The sequence below is a fragment of the Rhodococcus sp. NyZ502 genome (genome assembly GCF_041464245.1).
Classification (GTDB): domain Bacteria; phylum Actinomycetota; class Actinomycetes; order Mycobacteriales; family Mycobacteriaceae; genus Rhodococcus_F; species Rhodococcus_F qingshengii.
The window spans coordinates 157536-177698 of record NZ_CP167156.1 but is presented as its reverse complement, the minus strand read 5'-3'; the positions used below and the strand labels follow the sequence as shown (position 1 = coordinate 177698).

The following is a 20163-nucleotide window of genomic DNA, read 5'->3' as shown; positions in this document are numbered from 1 at the left end:
CGTCATCGGTTCCGCAGTTGGACGTGCACCTCGAGGTCCGTACTCCACAGCAGTGCAAGCACCCCGCAGTAGGAATCACGGACCGCATAGTATGCATCCGGTGTCGACAGATCACCCCGGCCGGTACCGATGACCGCACCGGCCGCGAACAGCGCACGATTGGCCAATGATGCTATTTCACAGCCACTTTCGTCCAGATCACCGCTCAGCCGCGCTACCGCGTCCATCACCTGCTCTGGCATCACCCGTGCGGGTGGGACGGCGACCCCTGCGCTGCCGTGCGTCGGATCTTCGATCGCCCCGGCATAGTTGTCGGCCAGTCGTGCTTCCGCAGCGCCGATCGCTGTCCGTAGTGCCCGTGTGTGAAAGCGAAGTCTCCACGGCGATCGAATACGACGTGCGGTGACAGAGGGGAGCTTGCGCAGTGTCGAGGCAGGGCGACGGAGGCCCGCGCCGGCAAACATGAGCGGTAAGAGTTCGCGTAACAACCAATCGGTCAGTGCGGCTGTCGTCTCATCTGTCGCCGGCACAGTCATCACCGAAATTGAGTCCTGCCTCATAGCGACTTCGTACCCTCACTTCTTCCCGAGACACGTGCGACATATATTGCGTACGTGCAGTTTGCGGACGAGACGGCTCACTCGGATCCGGTCCCCGACAGTGTGCTCGTTGTGGGCTGGAACCTTCCGGTGTGAGCTTCGGCGCGCATCCGATCCACCATATGTGGGTAGTGCATCTCGAACGCCGGACGCTCAGAGCGGATGGGGGGAAGCTCGGTGAAGTTGTGACGTGGCGGCGGACAGCTGGTCGCCCACTCGAGGGAATTGCCATAACCCCACGGATCGTCGACGGTGACGACCTCACCAAATCTGTAGCTTCTGAAGACGTTCCAGATGAACGGCAAGGTGGATGCACCCAAGACGAAGGATCCTATGGTCGAGATGGAGTTCAGCACCGTAAAACCGTCCGAGGGTAGGTAATCCGCGTAGCGGCGCGGCATCCCCTCTGCGCCGAGCCAGTGCTGCACGAGGAAGGTCATGTGGAATCCGACGAACGTCGTCCAGAAATGCCATTTACCCAGCCGCTCGTCCATCATGCGGCCAGTCATCTTGGGGAACCAGAAGTAGATACCCGCGTAGGTGGCGAACACAACCGTGCCGAAGACCACGTAGTGAAAATGTGCCACGACGAAGTAACTGTCGGTGACCTGAAAATCGAGCGGTGGACTGGCCAGCAGCACCCCCGAAAGACCACCGAAGAGGAAGGTGATCAGGAAACCGATCGAGAACAGCATCGGCGACTCGAAAGTCAATTGTCCCTTCCACATTGTCCCGATCCAATTGAATATTTTCACCCCCGTGGGGACCGCGATGAGGAACGTCATGAAGGAGAAGAAGGGGAGAAGGACCGCCCCGGTCGCGTACATGTGGTGAGCCCAGACAGCGATCGACAAGGCGGCGATAGCAAGCGTTGCGTAGACCAGTCCTGTGTAGCCGAATATCGGTTTGCGGCTGAAGACCGGAAATATTTCCGACACGATGCCGAAGAAGGGCAGCGCGATGATGTACACCTCGGGGTGTCCGAAGAACCAGAAAAGGTTCTGCCACAGCAAGACTCCTCCGTTTGCTGGATCGAACAAATGCCCACCCAATTGACGGTCGACCAGGAGGCCGGCCAACGCTGCAGTGAGCAAGGGAAACGCTACGAGGATCAGGATGGACGTGATGAAGATGTTCCAAGTGAAGATCGGCATGCGGAACATCGTCATTCCCGGCGCGCGAAGGCAAATGACCGTCGTGATCATGTTGACACCGCCGAGAATGGTCCCCAATCCCGACAGCGCCAACCCCACGATCCACATGTCCGCGCCCACACCCGGCGAACTGACAGCCGAACTCAGAGGTGTGTACGCAGTCCATCCGAAGTCGGCTGCACCTCCCGGGGTGACGAAGCCAGCCGTCGTGATAATCGCTCCGAACAAGTACAACCAGTAGCTGAAGGCGTTCAACCGCGGAAATGCGACGTCGGGCGCGCCGATCTGCAGTGGGAGAACGAAATTGGCGAAGCCGAACACGACCGGCGTCGCATAGAGCAGCAACATGATCGTGCCGTGCATGGTGAACAGTTGGTTGTACTGCTCGTTCGACAGGAACTGCATCCCCGGTATTGCGAGCTCGCTGCGCATCATCAGTGCCATCAACCCGCCGATAAGGAAGAAGGCAAACGAGGTGAACAGGTACATCACTCCGAGCGTCTTGGGGTCGGTCGTGGTGATCATTTTGACGATGAACGACCCCTTGGCTCCCTTCGGAGGGTAAGGCCGCGCGACCACCGGCGTGGGTGCGAGGACGATCATGAGTTGCCTGCTTCCTGTCGAGTCGTTCGTAAAGACACATGGCGAGCATAAACCAACTACTATGTTGCATAGTAGTTGAGGGTCGGGGCTACCACAGATTCCGCCACAGCCCTTTGGCTGCAACATTTCCCATCGTTGATGTTCACGACGGCGGCGACTACAAATGTGATGCAGGTGCGATCGTGGAAGGGCGGAACACGAATTCGGCCATCACCACGCCGTCGTATCTCCGGGCCGAGTGGGCAGGATTTTGTGTGCTTGACGAGGAAAGCGCTCGTCCACACCGAAGGCCGCTCGTTCGACGTGAGCAGCTAGGCTCCTACGCGCCGGGCGGCAGCAGTTCTCGGCCCTCCGCCTTCCACGCTTTCATACCTCCGCCGAGTTCGACTATCTCCGTGAACCCCAATGCGGAGAGCGTTCGAACTGCAATTTCGCTCATTCTTCCGGTCATGCAGTACACCGCAATCGGAGTCGATCTCTCGCGTGGTAGTTCTGCAGCACGCCGATCGAGCTGATCGAAGGGAATCCGTGCATTCGTCCCCGGAATCGATCCCTCGTCCGGCGTATGAACGTCCACGACGAAATAGTCCTGCGAGGAGACCGCTCCGGCGAAGGTCGGAACATCAACCGTCATCGGAAGTCCGCCCTGCTCGACACGCATGGTTGCCGGAAGGTCGGTTCCACAACCGGCTACCAACACAAGGATGACCAGGAGCAACGAGACGCCGATCCACCGATCACCCCTGCGAGCCCTGCGCCATTGCATCTGAGAACGCGAACGACCCACTGACCACGTCACCTTGCCCATCCACGGCACCTGTCTCACGATTCGGCGAACGTACTGTCATGACCCGGTGACCCCATCGCGCCGAAATGAACTACTACCGCACATAGTATATCGAGTCGATCTGCAATGCCAGGAGAGATCGACTCCACTGCAACTGCCTGAAACTCGCCAAAGTCGATTCTGCCCAGAAGGTTTCGTCCTCGCGGAGCCTCTCGAGAGAATCCCGCCAAGTCGCCTCAATCTGGAATGAACTAGGCGCCGCGCGCGGTTCTACCCGAATCTCACCCCACCACTCTTCGATTCACCTGGGCAGGAATTGCTTTCCAGATTCAAACCTGCGAATGCGGGGTGACAATGCTCTGCGGGACCGACTTGGCCGACCCGGCATTGTCGGGGTTGAGGCCCGCGAAAAGCTGGGCCCACAACAAAGTCTGCCCCACCTTACGAGCAGCTCGACCGCACGTGTCCAGATTCGGAGCACAAACATGTGAACGACGCGCGTGCAACGTTTTCGGCCGACCTCGAAAGCCTACCCATACCACCGACGGTGAAGAGCGCCTAGAGAAGCCTGGTCACGTTGGGAACCATGCCATCCCAACGCACCGGGGAAACCTTGACCACATCGCCGGACTGCGGGGATTCGAGCATCTGATTGTTGCCAAGGTACAGCGCCTCGTGCTGACTTGCGTTGGGCCCGTAGAAGATCAGGTCTCCTCGCTTCATCTGAGAAGCTGGCACCTGTCTTCCCGCGGTGTACTGGTACCCGGAGTAGTGCGGAAGTGAAATTCCCACACCAGCAAACGCGTAGATCATAATTCCGGAACAGTCGAAGCCTGCATTTTCGAAATCACCGAAAGTGTCCGCCACTCCACCGTCACGAATTCCGAAGGTAGGCCCGTTCGCGTCTCCGCCTCCCCACGAATAGCGCACACCGAGTTGCGACATGGCCCGGTCGATGACGGTTTCGATGGCACCGTCACCCGTGGCCGAATTCTGGCCGTTGTCCCCCTCGCCGTCACCGGGATCCGTCGTCGTGGCCGGAGGAGCAGTCGGCGGTAGCGTCGTCGCCGACGGCGGAGCCTTCGTCGGAGAAGCAGTCGGCGGTAGCGTCGTCGCCGACGGCGGAGCCTTCGTCGGAGAAGCAGTCGGCGGTGGCGTCGTCGCCGACGGCACTTCCGTCTCCGAGGGGCCGTCGTTGATCTGTGTATGCGGGCGCTGCCTGCTGGCGATGTCCGCGGCTCGATCACGTGCTATTTGATCCGCAGCAACCCGAGCCGCAGCTTCCGATGCTGCTTGCTGAGCTGCTGCGATCGCCGCTGCGGTAGCTGCTTCGTCTGCTCGGCGCTGAGTGTCCCATTGGTCGTAGACCTGTCGCTGGTTCTGCAGTCCCGTCACGCTGTTTCTCGCTGCATCCAACTCGCTTTGCGCCGAATTGCGCTCCTTCATGACCACTGCCTGTTGGTCTGTTGCCGACTTCTGCACATCTGTCACGCGCTGGATTGCTTCCATTGCAAGGGCTTTGTTGTCTTCTGCTCTCGCTGCAGCAGCGTCGGCAGTGGCCTGGGCTGCCCGTGCCACAGACTCCGTGTTCGAGCGCGACGTTCGTGCGCGCTGAAGCTCGTCCATGACGGCGTTATGTTTCTTCGTAATCATCCGCACCAGATCAGCTTTGGCCAAGAGATCGTCAGGGCTGTCGGTTCCGAGGAAGGCGGTCAGCGAGCCGGCGGTGCTGCCTTGCCTGTAGCTGGCGGCAACGAAATCGTCGAACTGCTGCTGCGCCACCTCGATCGCCTGCCCAGCCACTCCCATGTCAGTGCGTGCAGAGGCCACAGCGGCAGTAGCAGCCACCGCGACATCACGTGATGACTGAAGGTCCACCAACGCCTTGTTGACATCCTCCCGCTTGATCGCAACCTGGGCGGCGATCTCGGCGAGTTGCGCATTCGCCGACGCAACGTCGTTGATCAGATCGCCGATGCGGCCCAGAGTTTGATCCACGCGCGAGTCCGCCTGTTGCAACTCGGAATCGCTCGGATTCGGTGGTGGTGGTGGTGGGGGAACCGCTGTCGCGATACCGGGAATGGTTGCGACGATCGAGCTTGCGAGAGCCAGACCGAGGACAGTGTGAGCGACTCTCGTGCGAGCACGCGTGGGTCGATTCCGTTGCCTCACACACACCCCGTCCTCGATTATTCACCTGAACTCGACACCCATGTACTAAGGACAATAGTAGATAAATATCACCAACTGCCCCATATGACAAAAAGCGTCACATGTTCCCCTCGAGCACCACAGATCGGCTGACCGTGCCGTCGCACCGGATTGGACCAGAACAGCAATACTCGTGGGCTCGGGACCGTCCGCACCCGCTGCGTGGAATCGCCACCGCGCCTTGGTCAGGAATGTCGGGTGCACGCACGAGTCGCCGGCGGCACCTCCCGATCGTCCTTGCGCCTGCTGAAGGTTCGTTACAGAGCGACGGTGATCGCCGCGGTGTGCAGCTGGCCCCGCGCCTGGAACTCGATGAACAGCCGCCAGTCGCCGGACTTCGAGAGTTTCGCAGGCACATCGAATTCCGAACCTTGCCGACCGCTGGCCAGCGGCGTCAAATCAGCAAAGGCCAGAGTCTGTGCGTGGATTGCAGTGACATGGATATCGGCATCCTCGTAGCGCTGCAGGTCGAATACCGGCTCGCCGTCTCTGGCAATGTCCACCGTGAGCTCGCCTGCCTGGCCGGGCGTGAGTTTCCCCGCGACCGTGAGCGTGTAACCGTCGATCTCTGTCGACGGCATGGCGTGAGGAAGCCTTTCCGGAGTACCCTCGCCAGGGACTGTGACCAGCTGCGAAAGCACCTGTGTTTCAGAGGTTTTCCCGCTGAGAGTCCGAAACTGGGCGTATGCGCGGTATCTCCCGGGCACGAGGCTCAAGATCGGTGCGCTCCAGTTGCCGTCATCAGCCATCGTCGGATGCAGATGCGCGAATCTCGTCGAGTCGTCCCGAATGAAATACAGATGCATGGGCTGGCCGTGCTCTGCCTGGTACTCGGTTATCGCGCTGCCCCCGGAATCGTCGATTCGAAATCTCCACGTCGTGGCTTGACCGGCGGGAATCGTCGAATCGTCAGTAACTAGCGTCGTGTCGGATGTGCTGGACTCGAGCCCATTCATCGCTGCCGAGGATTCGCCGGCCGTGCTTGACGATGGCTGAAGGGAGGGCGCCACGCTATCAATAGCGCTGTTCGCGCAGGCCGTCAGTGATGTCACGGTCGCGACGACCAGAGCCGTCACCGTCATGTACCGAGGCAGACTACGAGTATCCATCGGGTTGGATCGCTTTCGTTGTTCCACCGACCAGGGGAGGAGATGTCAGGGGTCGAAATGAAGGGTAACCCGATCAGGGGAATGCCGATTGATCAACACATTCACCTCGACCCAGCGGAGAGATCGAGGTCGGTCACACCACTGCACCATGGCTTCAGCGAGTTTGTCGCCGCACGCACTGACACCAGGCCGTCAGACGCGCCGCCGAGGGAACGACGGCGTCGATTGGCCGCATATGGAGCAAACCTCTACAGGGCACGGATCGGGTCGTCGGCGATTCCGAGCCCGAGATGTTCGATGTGATAGACCGCTTCGTCGAGAAGCATCGCCACATGATTGTCGTACAGGCTGTACACGACGTTGCGGCCCTGCCGCGTCCCCGTCACCAACCCCATCGCACGCAGCAGCCGCAATTGATGCGAGACAGCGGACTGCTCCATCCCCACCGCCTCCACCAGGTCACCCACAGAACACGCCCCGTGCCGCAGCCGAGTCAACATCCGCAGTCGACTCGGCGTCGCCAACGCCTGCAACGTGGCAGCCACCGTCGCGGCCGACTCCGCATCGAGCTGCGCGGGCGGCGTGGCTGTGCCTTCGACTCCGTGACCCATGTGAGGCATCCTACCCATCATGATTACATGAAGAGGTCTTCATATTTTCCTGTATCGTGGCGTTCGTTCCCACCCCGCCACCAGCCGGAAGCCGTGCCATGACCACCCCCGTACGCAGCGATCCACACACCGGCCCCGCCGCGCCCCGGCCCGCAACCGCCGCCCGCACCCGAGCATTCGCACTCCCGGAAGTGCGGTGGGCAGCCATCGCGACCGGACTGTTCGCCCTCGGGCTCGCCGCTCAGTTCGGCGGTGCCCCGACCTGGCTGTGGTGGACGCTGTATCTGGGCTGCTACGTCACCGGCGGGTGGGAACCCGCACTGGCGGGTCTGCAGGCGCTTCGAGAGAAAACCCTCGACGTCGACCTGCTCATGATCGTCGCCGCGATCGGCGCCGCGGCGATCGGCCAGGTCCTCGACGGCGGCCTGCTGATCGTCATCTTCGCCACCTCCGGCGCGCTGGAAGCATTCCTGACCCAGCGCACCGCCGACTCGGTGCGCAGCCTGCTCGATCTCGCACCCGAACGTGCCACCGTCATCGGCCCTGACGGGCACGAAACCATGGTGGATGCAGCGTTTTTGACGGCAGGTGATGTGATCGTCGTCCGTCCGGGCGAGCGGATCGGCGGCGACGGCCGGATCATCTCCGGAAGCAGCGATGTCGATCAGGCCTCGATCCCCGGAGAACCCCTACCAGTGGCAAAACATCGCGATGACGAGGTGTTCGCCGGAACCCTCAACGGGACCGGCACTCTGCGAATCCGGATCGATCACGCGGCATCGGAAACGGTCGTCGCGCGGATCGTGGCGATGGTCGAAGAAGCGTCCGCCACGAAAGCGAAGGCGCAGCTGTCCATCGAGAAGGTCGAGCAGTACTACTCGGTCGGAGTCGTGGCCGCGACCCTCGCAGTGTTCTTCATCCCGTTCGGGCTCGGCGGCGCCCTGCAACCGTCGCTGCTGCGGGCGATGACGTTCATGATCGTCGCCTCCCCGTGCGCGGTCGTGTTGGCCACGATGCCGCCGCTACTGGCGGCGATGGCCAACGCCGGCCGCAACGGCGTGTTGGTCAAATCCGCCGTCGTGATGGAGCAGCTCGGTTCGGTCACCACCGTCGCATTCGACAAAACCGGAACCCTCACCAAGGGGTCCCCGGCCTGACGGACATCCGGCCGATGAGCGGGGCGAACATCGCCGCCGACGAGCTGCTCACGTTCGCCGCCGCTGCCGAGCATCCCAGCGAGCACCCGCTCGCCGCCGCGATCGCCGCCGCCGCCCGCCAACGCGGGCTGAAGGTGCCCCCTGTCGAAGAGTTCGACTCCGCCCCCGGCCGCGGAGTGCGAGCACGCCTGAACGGTCGCCGGATTCAGGTCGGCAGCCCCGCGTACCTGCTTCCAGCCGCGTCGGCCGCGATCGCGGACCGTGACACCGCCCAAGCGATGTCTGCGGCCGCCGAGATGGAAGCCGGTGGAAAGACCGCGATCGTGGTGATTGTCGACGCCGCACCGATCGGAGTACTCGGACTGGCCGATCAACTCCGCGACGGCGCCCGCGGTGTCGTCAATGAACTGACTTCCCTCACCGGACACACTCCGGTTCTACTGACCGGCGACAATCCCCGCGCCGCCGCTGCGCTCGCCGCACAGGTCGGGATCCCCGACGTGCGGGCCGGACTCCTCCCCGAGGACAAGGTCACCGCCGTCGCCGAACTCGAACGCAGCGGCGCGAAAGTGCTACTGGTCGGTGACGGCGTCAACGACGCCCCCGCACTCGCCGCCGCGCACACCGGCGTCGTCATGGGCCGCGCCGGATCCGACCTCGCCCTCGACACCGCCGACGCCGTCATCGTCCGCGACGAACTCGCCACCATCGCGCGCGTGATCGCCCTCTCACGCCGCGCACGCCGCATCGTGATCGCCAACCTCGCGATCGTCGCCACCTTCATCACCACCCTCGTCCTGTGGGACCTGTTCGGGCACTTACCGTTACCCCTCGGTGTCGCCGGACACGAAGGTTCCACCGTCATCGTCGGACTCAACGGAATGCGACTCCTCAGACAAAGTGCCTGGCTCCGAACGCGAACCGGCCCACGCACAGTGCCGCCCGTCGCCGCGAGGGGTTGAGCTCGTTCGGCCAAAACCCCTAACCGAGTCACGCACTCGCGTGCGGCACCGGCGGCACGCGAGCGTGCCAGCGCAGGCGCGCGCACCCTCCACGGGGCCTCGACCCTCCACCATCTACTATGTTCGATAGTAGTAACTGATCGTGGGTCACCGCAGACCATTCGATCCGACCAAAAGGAGACCCCATGAGTTTGATGCCCTTCCTCGTCGTGGTTCTCGGGATTCCGGTCGGAATGGCCACGATGGTGGGGTTGATGTCCGTAGGTCACGAAAATGGCCATCGCAAGTCCAGAGCTGAGCGAAGGATGCACCGCCTGCGTTCGGAGGTCAGTCGACTCAACTCAGAGAATGTCGCGCGCTGACCCCCTGATGAGTACGGTCCAAATCCGCAACAACTTGCCGTTCTGCGCCAGGGGATCCCGTGGCTTGGCGCCTCTGGACGCGATTTTGTTGCGATCACTGCTTGCTCGTTCGACTGGACGCTGTGAGTTATCACGGTACAGCGATACTCGCCCCGGGCGACCTACTACTTGCGTCGCTTCCTACTTGGCCGCTTCGCCTGCGGAACGCTTCTCCGGATGGATGCAAAGTAAGAACTTGGGCGACAAGTTAGGACTCGTTCAGTTTCGCGTGGGCCTGCAGCCAGTCACTGCCATGGAAGCGACGACGTAACCGGCCCGCTCAACCGCGACCATTCGATTAGGCACATCAGAGCCGGCAGAAGTCCACTGAGACATCGACATGAGGTGATGTTCCCCCGTAGGTGTTCAGTGCCCTGCAGCCACGAGGCAGAGTGGCCGCAGGGCACTGAACGGGCAATCCAACTCACTTGTTTTGGGTATGTGCAGCTACCGTGAACCCCACAGCCCAGTCAGCCGAAGAGACGCCTCTCATCGCATCCGCTCAATGGCCGACCCACTAGCACCCAAGGCCGCTGGGCGCCAACACATTCCGCATCCAGTTTGTCCTTTGGATAGAAAACGCGGCGAGAAGCCACTATCTGTTCAGATGACATCTGCCTCACCCAGGACGCCGAAGCGACGGTTGCCACAGCCACGTCATCAGGCCCCACACCAGCAGCAGCACTGCCGAACCGGTCGCCAAGTACACCGGCCACGGACCCATCACGTCCAACAGCGATGCTGTCACCGGCTTCGCATTGAGAAATCCGTAGTTGGTTCCCGCAACAATATTGAACGTGAATGCGACGGTCGCCCAGGCTGCCGTGGACGCGATAGCAAATTTGTAACTGCCCCATCCTGGCCGCATCCCCCTGCCCCACGTGAGATAGATCGCCGCCCAGACCACCAACAGATGAATCGCCCAGAAAGCGAGAAACTCGTAACTTGGGAAATCTGGCCCCGCCAGAACCGGTGAGATCAAAGCCTGCGTACTGAGAACCAGACCCCAGTAGTAGGTCAATGAAAACGCCCAATGCCGCTGCGACCACAACGCATAGGCCGCTGCAGCGGTCACCAAATCAGTAAGCTGCAAAGGCACCGAACTACCGATAGAGAAAGGAATCGCCGAGTAGACCATCGCCGATCCGTAGATCGCGCCCGTCACCGCCCCGAACAACCGACCGAAGCGCCGAGCCTGCACCTCCGTCTGTCGACGTCCAACCAGGACAAGCAGCAAGGCCCCGGACGCGAACAGAGCAATAACGGCCCAGTACGACGGCCCGTACGCTGAAAACGCCTGCTGCGCAATGTACAAAAGTCACCTCACCTCCGCAGAGTCTGCACGCGAGATCGTCCTCTGGCTGTGCGGTCGAGCAAACCCGTGTTGTCGCCGCTTAGGTATAAACATCATCCACTGTTCCACAACGAAAACCGCCTGCCGCGAGTAATGCGGAAAAATCCTCGCTGTTCGCGCTCGCCGCCGGTCAGAAGAATCTCGGCGTTGCACCCGAAATCCGCCATCGCAATACTGTTGGGTAACTAAGGGTGACGATTTGAGGACCGCACACTAGTTCCAGTCGATGTGGACGGATTCGATGGAATCGAAGTGAAATCCGAAAGTGTCGCCGTACTGGTCGAAGCCCTTGTTCTCGGGGTAATCCATCGTGGCGTGACGTTCGAGGATGGCAACCACCCGGGCATGATCGTCGTTGGCCAAAGCCATGGCGAGTTCTCGTGTTTCGTCGAGACTGAAGGGGCTGTCGGAGTTCGCGAAATCGAGGGTACGCACTCGATAGTCGTAACCTTCTTCGGAACCGTTGCGGACGGACACTCCCCCGCGGACTCGGATGGTGGCCTTTTTGGGTTGCCCGTCGGGTCGTAGGACGCCGGCGCGGTCCATGATGTCGCGAGCTTTGACGTTTTTGAGTTTCTTTTTCGCGTCAGCGCGCAGCTCGTTCGTTTCGCCGGAACGGTAGCGAGAGACCGCTGATCGTGAACGGCCGATTTTCTTTGCGACAGCGTCGATTCCACCGAGGCGTTCGATGGCGGCTCGCCGTTGTGCACGTTCGGTGACGTCGGGGTGCGGGATTCGTCCTTGCTGCGCCCAGCGGCGCAGTGTTCGGTCAGAGGGTGGCTTTCTCCCGGCGTCGACAGCTGCTTGCCGTAGGCCTTCTTTACCGATTTCGGTACGGAGCTGGCGTACGGAGACTTTGCTGGTGAGTCCGGCCAATCCCCCACTTTTGACCGATTTCGATTTTTCGACACCACTGGTCGCTGCTGTCGAGACGGATACGTTGAGTCCGTCCAAGCCGACGGTCTTCTGTGCGGGTTTGGTTGATCGCGGTTTCGGAAGATGCAGGGCCACTATATGTTTCCTTCATCTTCGTCGGTGAACGCAGCTTTGAGTGCGAGGTTGATCTCGTGGGTGTCGCGTGCGTCGGTCAGCATGACGGTTATGTTTTCGGTGAGCGGGGCGCTCTTTTCCAGAGTCATTTTCCCGAGTGCGTCACTCTCGTCTGCGATGTCGATGCCCGGGGGCAGGGGGTAGACCCAGGAGTCGGTGACGGTGCGCAGTGGCCAACGCCCGGTTTCGCGTGCGATGCGCATCGCGACGCGGCGGCCTCGCCAGCGGCAGTGTGCGATGATCGCTGCTCGCCAGAGCGGTTGGTGATGGTGTTGCATTTGTTTGGCGGTCCACATGTCGGGGTTGACCATTCGGCCGATGTAACCCTTGTAGCAGGCGCCGATGAACCGTTTCATTGCTGTGTCGCCTGTGTCGACGGCAACTTTGCGGGCTTCTCGCAAGAATTTCGCCCACTTGTCGAGGGCCCGTCCCTGTTCGGGGTAGACCCATGCTTCTGCGATGTCGAGGTCGTCGAGTTCTGCGCCGATTCCGCCATCGGCGATGGACGTTTGAAGTGCATCGAGGCTGACGGTGGTGATCCAGGTCTGCACAGGTTGGTCGGCGAGCATGTGTGGGTGAGGCAACGGTAGAGCGGGTGGGAGCGCCAGCATGTCACCCGGTGGGAGGGTTACACGCCAGAGTCCGAACGGGGTTTTCGATTGCCGCGCAGCGTCGAGCGCGTTCTCGCCGCGAAGATGTCGAGGTTTTCCGTAGCCGAATTCGAGCATGCCAGCGGAAGCGAGGTACGCAGCTCGTTGGTCTATCGATACCAGTTGTGTTGCGTCGGAAAGTTCTTCGAGGTCCGGGATGCGGGTCCATCCGAGGGCAGGTTCGAGATCTCCGCGGGGTTCGCCGTCCAGCGGTGGGACCGGTCCACCGACAGTGACGACGATTCCTTTACCGCTGCGGGTGCGGTCGCGTTTGATCTTGTCGACGATGGCGGCGCCGGTGCGTGCGGGGGTGGGGCCGGGTAGCACGCCGAGGTGTTGTGCGCACCAGGCGAGTCGGCGTCCCAGTTCCTGCGCAGCGGGGAGGTCGTCGTCGGGGAGGTAGGTTCCGGCGGTGGGTGATCCGAGAATTCCCATGTCTCCCACGCGATTGCCCCATCCGAAGTCTTTGTTCCAGTAGGTCCATACATAGGGTTCGATGAAAATGTCGACCATGGATGTGAAGTTCCCGGTGGTGCGGGAGAGGTGAACGACGTGGCCGGGTTCTCCGCGCAGTTCCCATCCTGCGGTCAGCATGGGGGTCAGCGTGGCGTGGAGGATCGCGGTGAGTTCTTCGGCAGCGCGGGTGCGGAGGATTTCCATGTCGTCGACATCGTCTTCGCTGCCTGGGTCGATGATCCATCCGAGCATTTCGCAAGCTTCGATTCCGACTATCCAGATCTGTGCCGGTGCGCCCAGCGGGGTGAGCGTTGCCCATCTGATGAGTTTGTCGAGTTTTTCGATGGAATCGACTGGGCCGGTGAGTGTGTGGCCAGACGGTGTGTAGGTGCCGGCTGCTGTGACAATGACGGCGTGGCCGTCTGCTGCCTCGCTGGCGGGAGGAAGGGTGCCCGATTCGGTTGCGTCGAGTTCAGATGCCTCGGTGGGTTCCGAATCCACCTCAGCAGTGAGCTCGCTTTGGGGCACAACTGTTTCCGTGTTGTAATCCGAAGACCGTGACGAGTCCGTACCTTGCCGCGCTATGGGGGCGCTTTCGCCTGCCACTGGTTCGACCTCTGGTTCCGCGGCGACACGATCCTCCGCAATCGGCGCACGGGCATCCATCACGTCAGCATCGGGATCCGGCGCCGTGGCGTCTTCGATCCCGAAGAGAGCTGGTTCAGAATCGAGCTCAGAACCTTCGCCATGAACTTCGGGCACCGGAGGAGGATCGAGGTCGAACAGGGGAATCTGCTCCCACTTCTTCACCACCATCTCTCCCCCATCCTCGCTGCTGATTTCCTCATGATTCGAGATCGAATGCTGATCGCAGCGCCCTGCTCAACAACACTTCCTGAGCCGGCAGGAGAAATCCTCGGTTCGCACCGAGTGCCGACACGGGGATGGTCGTCACCCCGTCGCAGTCGGCAACAGATCCGTCCTCGACGCCGTTGCCTTCACCTAAACTCAGTTCGGTCGACAACCCCCGCCCCTTCGAACGAATGGGGGCAACAGTGACCGTCCCCAGGTGGGGCCGAACCAATTCCCTCGTCAGGACCAACACCGGACAAAGATCTCCGAGTTGCGCCTCGTGGATCGGGCGCACTCAGTTCTTCTTCCCGTGCGCGGCAGCGATATTCACATCGCTACCCGCGCCGTCAGACAGGATCTCCACGTCGCGGACCGCCAACTGTCGACGCTGCTCACGCTCCAACGCTCGAAGCACGACTTGAGCACGGCTTTTCGCACGCCCACCGCTGACCTCACTGTCGAGAAACGCCACGATGTCCTCGGGTAGCCGTACCGCGATCTGCGTACTCATAACCATCATGATACCGAATTGGGATGTAAACCGGTACCAGTCCCACATCCATTCATCTCCTTGCAACCACCGCCCCTGACACTCCCGGTGCCGGGGACTGCCGGCCGAACGTCCGTGGATTGTCCGACCGTCAGTGCCCCGATTACTCGGCGCCGTACAACTCGGCGGTGTAATGCCCCTCCCCATTGCATGTGGCTTCTTCCCAATCGACGCCCAACGCGTCGGCCAGGTGGTGCGCATCGGAGAGGAAATCCGCGAACACGGTGGGCAATTCTTCGGTGCCGGTTCCGCAGCGGCGGGCATACGCGATCATTCCGTCTGCTGCCCGCACAGCGCGGACGCCGTTGTCGTGGATCTGCGACTCGGGGTCTTGCTCGTAGCGGAAGTCATCGTGCTTGCTGCCGCCTGCTGTCGATGCCGCGACTGCGTCGAATGTGTCTATTCCTTCCCAGGCGCGTGCACGGTATTCGGGCTTCGTTGTTTCGGACATGTGTTGTGTCCCTTTCCCTTGCGGGTGAGCTACACAGCGGGGGTGCTGTGCAGCGCGGCCAACAGGGCGGTCTGGACCTCGAGCGCGGGCGACGGCGCACCGTGTGCAAGGACGCTCGCGGTCGTGTCATCGATGACGACGGACATGTGGGCGCGGTGACGCGAGAGCATCACGCAGGTGCGGCCCGCGTCGAGGTTGAAAGGTTCGGCGGTCCGGTATCCCGCCAACGGGTGCAGCACCACGACGGCAGGGCGCTCGAGGCCTTGCAGCGAGTTGGCGGTGCCGACCAGTACGTCGGGGTGCTCGCTGAGTAGGGCACGGATTGCCGCAGCCTGGGTCACGTGCGGGACCACCACGGCCACGTCGGCGGCCGTCATTGGCCGCTGGCCTGCGGTGGTGACCAGATCCGCTGCCAGTAGTTCCGCCGCCCGCGCGGCGCATGCGGTCACCAGGGCCGGATCGGACGGGCCTCCGCAGGCTGTGATCGGGCGGTGCGCCAATTCGGGCCACACGGCTCCGCTCGAATCGGTGAGGTGTTCCGGGGGACGCTTGGAGGTGAACGGCAGGTCGGGGTAGAACAGTGGCGCGATCAGTGCTGTGGTGTCGGGTCCGAGTCGCCAGGTGTGCGCCAACCGCACCATCCCCACCGCGTCGCCGTGCGCAGCCAACAGTGCAATCGGGGCGGGTAGATCGGGTGCGGTTTCGCTTCCCTCCCAACGAGATACATCGCCGGTCACCACCGGGTCGATCTGGCCGGGATCACCGACGCACACCACCTGTTTCGCCATGGCTCCCAGCGCTCCCAGATCGGCGTAGGTGCATTGCCACGACTCGTCCACGATCAACACGTCCGCACCGACTCGGTCTGGGTCCGAGAACAACCATCGCGCCGTCGTGCCGATCAGAATTGCACCGACGTCGCCCTGCCAGCGCACTTTCTGTCCCGAGACCACCGGTGTGTCGCCGCTGTCCGGTGCCGGTGCTTTCGCTTTCCACATCAAGGCGGCGCGGTCGGTGAGTGTTCCCAACCGGCGTGCAATCTCCACCGCCTGTTCGCGGGTCTGCGCCGCGATCCCCACGCGCAGATCCGCGCGGTGCGCCAATGCCGCAGCCAGTAATGCAACCAAGCGGGTCTTGCCCGCACCGGGAGGGGACGGCACCACCACCGCCGGATCACCCGACCACACCGAAAACAGCACACGCGCTGTGATCGGGTCGGCCATGATCTCCGACCCCGGCCACCCCGTCAGCGACGGGACGGGCGGACGGGACGACGACGGCACCGGGCCGGAGGGGGCAGCAATATCGGACGACGAGGCAGTAATGCGCATGACGAATCAAACCTTTCGTGAAAAAAGTCTCTGAACTGGCTATTTACCTAAGGCAGGTATGCTGCCGGTGCTATTCCTCTGCGCCCGCTATGAGCACGTCCAACGGCACTTCACGCCGGGAAGGGACGGGTGTCTGCCCCGTCGAAAGCCAGGACCGCCGCCCTCGGTAGAGCCGCCAGTACCGGCCACGACCAGCGCGCATCGTGTGCGGCGACGCCGCTTGCGGCATCAACACCACCGACGCGCCACTCGGCGGCGCATACATCCCCACCGAACCGAGTCCGAGCACCAACTTCCCGCCGACAACCTCGGTCGATGTGACCTCGACAGTGAACTGCTCGAACGGACGCCGTCGCGGTGTACCGACCCACCCGGTGACAGCAGATCCGACCCGCAGGCGCGAATCCAGACGCTCACACGTCACCGACAACGACCCGTTGCGCCGACGTGAACCTTTCGGTGGCGGCGTCATCGATGCCACACCCACCGCGACGTGGCCGGTGTGCAATGCGCGCTCGCGCCACATCGGATCATCGAGCAAGGCTGATGACATCACATCTGCTGCGTCACAACGACTTCGCAGACCCATCGCGGCGCTGGCCGTGTTGTCGGGACGCGACCAGTCGTGACCGTCCACCAGTGCGGACTGTGCCCGAGAAAACGAATAGGCGTCGTCTTCACCGATCGCAGCGAGCAGCGGTAACAACGGGCCACTGCCGATCGCACGCGCCCATTCGTGCATCCCGGCGACACTCTCGTCGGTGATCTGCAACCACTTTCGCCATACCCGCGCCGACCGCTGCGCTTCCGGCACCACTCCGAGCACGTAGCGGGCACTGGAGGCGGCCGGAAGATTCACCACCGCCGATGTGCCGGGATGATCCGCGCGATCTGCCCACCACCCCACCATCGCGGCGCTACCGGAGATGTTCGGGTCACTGTGGTGAGCGTGCGCCCGCGCCAACCCCACCAGGGCCGGGATCGTGCCGGTGTCGTCGGTGAGCAACATCGCCGGGGTATCCGCCGCCAGTGTGCCGCCCAACCGTGCGAGCAACGCCAACCCTGCCTCGTCGCACGCGGTTTCCTCACCTCCACCGAACGACGCAGCGGACACGCTCACACTGCCGCCGCGTACCGTCGCCCGCACCGCCAGCGCCGACGCTGACGGGGTGAACGTAGTGTGTGCGAGCCGAGCAACGGGGCGCCCTGTTTCGGCGGCATAGAGACGCTGAGCCAGATCGAACCATTCCACGCTCACGACACGTCCTCCGTCTGTTCGCACGCCCCGACCACCGGATTCGCAGCGCACTCCCACCCCGCACGCAAGGCCCGCGCCGCCGCATCCTCGCCGGTACCGGCGACCACGCTCGCCACCTGATCCGGCGCGTGACCGGTACCGGTCAACACCTGCTGCGCGTACCGCAACAGATCACCGCTCACCGCGTTCACAACGCACCGACCGGGATCTGCACACTCGACGCCCATTCCGGGGTCCGTGCCAGTGCAGTGTCGTTGCCGATCACCGCGCACACCAGATGCGCCCGCGACGGCCGATCCGGCCACGGCGTATCCCCGTCCGTCAACACGATCACCACGTGCGGGGCAGGACGGGCCGCGTTCGCCGCATCGATCCCGACGCGCATATCCGTACCGCCGCCGCCCACCAACACCACATCAGCCACCGACCGCACCGCCTGCGCAGACGTCGATGCCGCATCGCACGAGAGAATCCGTACCCGCTCCCGCGCCACACCGCCCGCACGCAGCACACCCGCCACCTCACCCATCGCCGCCGACAGATCACCCGCCGACATGGACCCCGACGTGTCGATCACAATCGACACCGTGATCGACGGACCCCGCATCGCCGGGGCCACGATCCCCGGCAGGCTGCGCCGCGACGGACGCGCATAGCTGTAGTTCGTCCGCCCCGACTGATCCGCCAGCGCGCGCCGGATCACCGCACGCAACACCCGATCCCACGGCACGGTCGGCGGCGTGAGAACCTCACCAGCCCACCGCGCCAATCCTGCCGGTGCGCTCCCGCGCCCCTTCCCTTGCGCCGCCTGCACCGCCCGCGCCACATGACGGCGCACCAGATCCGCTTCCGCGCCGTCCAACCCGTCCGCGACCTCCCCCGCTGCCGCACCCAACTCCCCCGGCACCGGCGCGCACCCCGCACCGGACCCGCATCCCACATCGTCGTCGTCTGGAAACTGTTGCCCCGTAGCCGGATCGATCAGGTGCGTGTAGTAGTCCTCTGCGATTCCGCCGTCCTCACACCCGAACGATTGTGGAGTGATCACCCCGTCCGGTAACCCGACGCCCGCCGCCAGCAAGTCGTCGTTGATTTCCGCATCCGCCGCGTAATTCCACGCCACGTGTTGCACCGGCTTCGGCAAGGACTGACCCCGCGCACCGTGCGCCCGCAGCAAGTGCCCGACCTCGTGCAACAACACCGCACCCGCCACCGGCACCGGCCACGCACCAGCCCCCACCAACAACGCCGGATCGAGATACAGCCGCCACTGCGCATCCACCGCGAACGTGCCCAACCCCGGTGCAGCAACAGGCTGCGCCGCGAACAACGCCCGCATGAAATACGGCATCTGTTCGGCAGAAACCAGCCGTGCCAGGCGAAACGCCCGCAACTCATCCGGCGCGAGCGCCCGAACCCCGCTCATGCCGCCGCCTCCATCAGACCCGCAGCGGTCAACATCGGCGCGAACCGACGTGCAGACGCCGGGACAGTCGCCTTCGCCGGTCGCGCCTTCGCCAGCGTGCGCGCCGCCGCGCCCGCCACGTCCGGTGCGCCCGCCTCCGCAGCCGCGATCAGCGGACCCCACGCACTGCGCCAGGCCTCCACCGTGCCGCGCCCCGCCGCCCACGCCGTGACACCGGACAGCACCGCCCACACCAGATCAGGACGCGACTGCCAATCGAACGCCGAATCGGGATTCTCCACCACCGCAACCGGATCGGGAAGATCCGCGCTACGCCGCCACTCCAAGAACTCCACGCCCGCGCCCTCACCGATCAACCCGAACACCGCCGTGTTGATCGCCGCGTTGTCGTCCTCCCGCAAATGCGGCAACACCGCCGCCAACATCGACCACGTACGACGCGACGGCCACGCACCACCGGTCTGCGCAGCCGACGACGGAAACGCATCCAACGCATCAGGATTGCGCTGCACAAAGCCGGTGATCGAACTGCGCACCAACGCAACCCGCTGCTCATCGGTGGCCACCGCACGCGAGGCAGGCGGTGCACCCCACCCCGTCGACATACCGTCCAACCACTCATCCACAGACGGCGTGAACTCCACATGGCAGAACCGATTCGCCAACGGCGCTTCCAACTCGTACCCACCAGCAGCGCAATCCGGAGGGTTCGCCCCCGCAATCACCCGAGTTCCCTTCGGCAACTGCACATCACCGACAGTCAGATCCAGCGCCACCGCCAACATCGCCGCCTGCACAGCAGGCGGACTCGTCGTCAACTCGTCCAGAAACAGATACCCGCCACCCCCGGCAACCAATTCCTTCGCCCACGCCGGAGCCTCCAGCGTCACACCGTGCTCCCGCACCACCGGCAACCCCGCGAAATCCGACGGCTCACGCAACGACCCCAACACCGTCTTGCACAACACCCCATCCGCCGCCGCCAACCCACGCACCAAACTCGACTTGCCCATCCCCGGACCCGAAATCAACAACGACGGCACACCCGCCCGCCCGTTCGCATCCAACACAGTCACAGCAGTAGCCAAATCAGCCACAGGAATCCTCCAGAATCGAGCGAACTGGTCAGGTCCGCTACCGAATTAGACTCCCCAATTATATAGGTTGACCTGCGCAAATAGGCGCTAGAAT

General features: G+C 63.0%; 18 protein-coding genes and 1 pseudogene. 2 read left to right on the top strand and 17 right to left on the bottom strand.

Features of this window, described 5'->3' with window-relative positions; translation table 11 throughout:
* Positions 1 to 2: 2 nt before the first annotated feature.
* From ACBG85_RS29905 to ACBG85_RS29880, 6 genes are all read right to left on the bottom strand, one after another.
* Positions 3 to 560 carry a hypothetical protein gene (locus ACBG85_RS29905; protein ID WP_147343785.1) on the bottom strand — a complete coding sequence of 186 codons (558 nt, stop codon included), beginning with the start codon at positions 558 to 560 and terminating at the stop codon, positions 3 to 5.
* A gap of 77 nt (positions 561 to 637) precedes the next feature.
* Positions 638 to 2356 (bottom strand): cytochrome c oxidase subunit I, encoded by a 1719-nt coding sequence (gene ctaD / locus ACBG85_RS29900; protein WP_054186713.1) that lies wholly within the window; start codon positions 2354 to 2356, stop codon positions 638 to 640.
* 319 nt (positions 2357 to 2675) lie between these two features.
* On the bottom strand, positions 2676 to 3122 hold the full coding sequence (locus tag ACBG85_RS29895; RefSeq protein ID WP_181991983.1) for a rhodanese-like domain-containing protein: 447 nt from the start codon (positions 3120 to 3122) through the stop codon (positions 2676 to 2678).
* Positions 3123 to 3701: 579 nt separating this feature from the next.
* Positions 3702 to 5315: an NlpC/P60 family protein gene (locus ACBG85_RS29890; RefSeq protein ID WP_172827046.1), complete on the bottom strand. Its 1614-nt coding sequence runs from the start codon at positions 5313 to 5315 to the stop codon at positions 3702 to 3704.
* 296 nt (positions 5316 to 5611) lie between these two features.
* Positions 5612 to 5935 (bottom strand): hypothetical protein, encoded by a 324-nt coding sequence (locus ACBG85_RS29885; protein ID WP_147343786.1) that lies wholly within the window; start codon positions 5933 to 5935, stop codon positions 5612 to 5614.
* 776 nt (positions 5936 to 6711) lie between these two features.
* Positions 6712 to 7074 carry a metalloregulator ArsR/SmtB family transcription factor gene (locus ACBG85_RS29880; protein ID WP_054186626.1) on the bottom strand — a complete coding sequence of 121 codons (363 nt, stop codon included), beginning with the start codon at positions 7072 to 7074 and terminating at the stop codon, positions 6712 to 6714.
* Between the two features lie 98 nt (positions 7075 to 7172).
* Here ACBG85_RS29880 and ACBG85_RS29875 point away from each other — a divergent pair.
* Together ACBG85_RS29875 and ACBG85_RS29870 are read left to right on the top strand one after the other, a co-directional pair.
* A pseudogene (locus ACBG85_RS29875) lies at positions 7173 to 9193 on the top strand (heavy metal translocating P-type ATPase).
* A gap of 185 nt (positions 9194 to 9378) precedes the next feature.
* A complete protein-coding gene (locus ACBG85_RS29870) occupies positions 9379 to 9555 on the top strand; it encodes a hypothetical protein (protein ID WP_156423133.1) in 177 nt (58 codons plus the stop codon).
* Between the two features lie 658 nt (positions 9556 to 10213).
* Here the strand turns inward: ACBG85_RS29870 and ACBG85_RS29865 are convergent.
* The 11 genes from ACBG85_RS29865 to ACBG85_RS29815 all read right to left on the bottom strand — a co-directional run bounded on the left by ACBG85_RS29865 (position 10214) and on the right by ACBG85_RS29815 (position 20069).
* Positions 10214 to 10909 carry a TIGR02206 family membrane protein gene (locus ACBG85_RS29865; protein WP_054186625.1) on the bottom strand — a complete coding sequence of 232 codons (696 nt, stop codon included), beginning with the start codon at positions 10907 to 10909 and terminating at the stop codon, positions 10214 to 10216.
* Positions 10910 to 11161: 252 nt separating this feature from the next.
* A complete protein-coding gene (locus ACBG85_RS29860) occupies positions 11162 to 11959 on the bottom strand; it encodes a hypothetical protein (RefSeq protein ID WP_054186624.1) in 798 nt (265 codons plus the stop codon).
* Complete coding sequence (locus ACBG85_RS29855; RefSeq protein ID WP_372027953.1) at positions 11959 to 13920, bottom strand: hypothetical protein; 1962 nt, start codon at positions 13918 to 13920, stop codon at positions 11959 to 11961. Before ACBG85_RS29855 ends, ACBG85_RS29860 begins: the two co-directional genes overlap by 1 nt.
* Positions 13921 to 13948: 28 nt before the next feature.
* Positions 13949 to 14251: a type II toxin-antitoxin system PemK/MazF family toxin gene (locus ACBG85_RS29850; protein WP_003941269.1), complete on the bottom strand. Its 303-nt coding sequence runs from the start codon at positions 14249 to 14251 to the stop codon at positions 13949 to 13951.
* A complete protein-coding gene (locus ACBG85_RS29845; protein ID WP_003941254.1) occupies positions 14252 to 14467 on the bottom strand; it encodes a hypothetical protein in 216 nt (71 codons plus the stop codon).
* A 142-nt stretch (positions 14468 to 14609) separates the two neighbouring features.
* Positions 14610 to 14957: a hypothetical protein gene (locus tag ACBG85_RS29840; RefSeq protein WP_003941264.1), complete on the bottom strand. Its 348-nt coding sequence runs from the start codon at positions 14955 to 14957 to the stop codon at positions 14610 to 14612.
* Positions 14958 to 14986: 29 nt separating this feature from the next.
* Positions 14987 to 16288, bottom strand: a complete 1302-nt coding sequence (locus ACBG85_RS29835; protein ID WP_003941272.1) for an AAA family ATPase — start codon at positions 16286 to 16288, stop codon at positions 14987 to 14989.
* 70 nt (positions 16289 to 16358) lie between these two features.
* Positions 16359 to 17546 carry a hypothetical protein gene (locus tag ACBG85_RS29830; protein WP_075836621.1) on the bottom strand — a complete coding sequence of 396 codons (1188 nt, stop codon included), beginning with the start codon at positions 17544 to 17546 and terminating at the stop codon, positions 16359 to 16361.
* Positions 17543 to 17737 (bottom strand): hypothetical protein, encoded by a 195-nt coding sequence (locus tag ACBG85_RS29825; RefSeq protein WP_125053203.1) that lies wholly within the window; start codon positions 17735 to 17737, stop codon positions 17543 to 17545. The genes ACBG85_RS29830 and ACBG85_RS29825 overlap by 4 nt, the downstream gene beginning before the upstream one ends.
* Positions 17734 to 18972, bottom strand: a complete 1239-nt coding sequence (locus tag ACBG85_RS29820; RefSeq protein WP_073513802.1) for a VWA-like domain-containing protein — start codon at positions 18970 to 18972, stop codon at positions 17734 to 17736. The genes ACBG85_RS29825 and ACBG85_RS29820 overlap by 4 nt, the downstream gene beginning before the upstream one ends.
* The gene (locus ACBG85_RS29815) at positions 18969 to 20069 is read right to left on the bottom strand and encodes an ATP-binding protein (RefSeq protein WP_084326104.1); all 1101 of its coding nucleotides are present in this window, start codon (positions 20067 to 20069) and stop codon (positions 18969 to 18971) included. Before ACBG85_RS29815 ends, ACBG85_RS29820 begins: the two co-directional genes overlap by 4 nt.
* Positions 20070 to 20163 lie beyond the last annotated feature (94 nt).

Bases quoted from the DNA above. Each gene is read 5' to 3' on its own strand.
- ACBG85_RS29895 (WP_181991983.1), bottom strand. From the start codon at position 3,122: ATGCAATGGCGCAGGGCTCGCAGGGGTGATCGGTGGATCGGCGTCTCG.
- ACBG85_RS29840 (WP_003941264.1), bottom strand. From the start codon at position 14,957: ATGTCCGAAACAACGAAGCCCGAATACCGTGCACGCGCCTGGGAAGGA.
- ACBG85_RS29855 (WP_372027953.1), bottom strand. From the start codon at position 13,920: ATGGTGGTGAAGAAGTGGGAGCAGATTCCCCTGTTCGACCTCGATCCT.
- ACBG85_RS29835 (WP_003941272.1), bottom strand. From the start codon at position 16,288: ATGCGCATTACTGCCTCGTCGTCCGATATTGCTGCCCCCTCCGGCCCG.
- ACBG85_RS29885 (WP_147343786.1), bottom strand. From the start codon at position 5,935: ATGCCGTCGACAGAGATCGACGGTTACACGCTCACGGTCGCGGGGAAA.
- ACBG85_RS29880 (WP_054186626.1), bottom strand. From the start codon at position 7,074: ATGGGTCACGGAGTCGAAGGCACAGCCACGCCGCCCGCGCAGCTCGAT.
- ACBG85_RS29820 (WP_073513802.1), bottom strand. From the start codon at position 18,972: ATGAGCGGGGTTCGGGCGCTCGCGCCGGATGAGTTGCGGGCGTTTCGC.
- ACBG85_RS29870 (WP_156423133.1), top strand. From the start codon at position 9,379: ATGAGTTTGATGCCCTTCCTCGTCGTGGTTCTCGGGATTCCGGTCGGA.
- ctaD (WP_054186713.1), bottom strand. From the start codon at position 2,356: ATGATCGTCCTCGCACCCACGCCGGTGGTCGCGCGGCCTTACCCTCCG.
- ACBG85_RS29905 (WP_147343785.1), bottom strand. From the start codon at position 560: ATGAGGCAGGACTCAATTTCGGTGATGACTGTGCCGGCGACAGATGAG.
- ACBG85_RS29845 (WP_003941254.1), bottom strand. From the start codon at position 14,467: ATGAGTACGCAGATCGCGGTACGGCTACCCGAGGACATCGTGGCGTTT.